Genomic DNA, 539 nt, shown 5'->3' on the forward strand with positions numbered 1-539 from the left:
CCCGCGACGCGCGTGCGCGGCGTGACATTGTCCCTGGCATAGATGTTGAAGCCGTAGTTGAGCGCGCCGCTCGGGGTATAGAGCCCCATCAGGTAGTTGCCGTCGCTGGCATTGTAGCGCGGTCCGCGCAGCGCGACATTGCCGACATAATTGGCATAGACGCTGCCGAACTGGTTGGAGACCAGCCCCGTCTCGGAGACGAAATTGTAGAAGACGTTGCTGATGATGTCGGCCTGACCGACCGTGCCCGGCGCCGCGGGCGCGGTGCCCACCGCGATGTTGATCCCGCGCTGCTCGCCATGCTGCGAGAGGTTGTGCGCGATCGTGATGTTGGCGGCGGGCTTGAGGAAGAAGGTCTTGCAGTGCAGCGACGAGGTATGCCCCGCATTGCGGCACAGATTGGGGCCGATGATCGACCATTGCACGGTGCAGTTGGTGCAGCCCATGTCGAGGCTCTCATCGGTGCCGAACATCGTCGAGACATGGTCGAGGATCTGGTTGTTGGTCCCCGACATGCGGATCGGATCGCCGTTCAGCGA

The 539-nt window shown here is 62.9% G+C and carries 1 protein-coding gene; it reads right to left on the reverse strand.

Annotated features, from left to right (window positions below; all coding sequences use genetic code 11):
* Positions 1–539: hypothetical protein (locus AC3WJD_RS22125; RefSeq protein WP_492749025.1), on the reverse strand; the 539-nt coding region annotated here is incomplete at both ends.

The sequence above is a fragment of the Sphingobium sp. FW306-1B-F04DB genome (genome assembly GCF_058781925.1).